The organism is Terrisporobacter mayombei (genome assembly GCF_020748465.1).
GTDB lineage: Bacteria > Bacillota > Clostridia > Peptostreptococcales > Peptostreptococcaceae > Terrisporobacter > Terrisporobacter mayombei.
Genome location: NZ_JAHZMP010000195.1, coordinates 1 through 467, shown reverse-complemented (window position 1 = coordinate 467; position 467 = coordinate 1). Strand labels below are relative to the sequence as shown.

Below are 467 nucleotides of genomic sequence, written 5' to 3'. Positions count from 1 at the left end.
CACAAAATAGAAATAAGGAGACTAATTTAAACATAAATTACTTGTTTCAAAGTTATTTAAATATGAATTATAATGAGGAATTTGATTTGGCTACTTTAATTTATTGTGATTATGGAGCTTTGTCAACTGAAAATAGAAGGTTGTTAATGGAAAAAATTTATGATAGTTTAAAACCTGGAGGAAAATTAATATTAGATGTATTTACAATAAATAAATACAATAATTTTGAGGAAATTAAATATTGGGAAATAAATGAAGATGGAGGATTTTGGAGTAATGAAAAATATATGTGTCTACAAGATAATTGTAAATACAATGATTATAATACATTAGAACAAACTCTTGTAATAACAGAAAAAGATGAAAATGTGTTTTATGTTTGGAATCACTATTTTTCAAAAGAAAGTTTCTTATTCGAAATTGAAAATATTGGATTTAAGTCTGTTGAGTTTTTTAGTAATGTTAAA

At 22.7% G+C, this 467-nt stretch carries 1 pseudogene; it reads left to right on the top strand.

Going from position 1 to position 467, the window contains the following annotated elements:
- Nucleotides 1–62: 62 nt before the first annotated feature.
- A pseudogene (locus K0039_RS21090) lies at nucleotides 63–467 on the top strand (class I SAM-dependent methyltransferase); the annotation flags it as partial.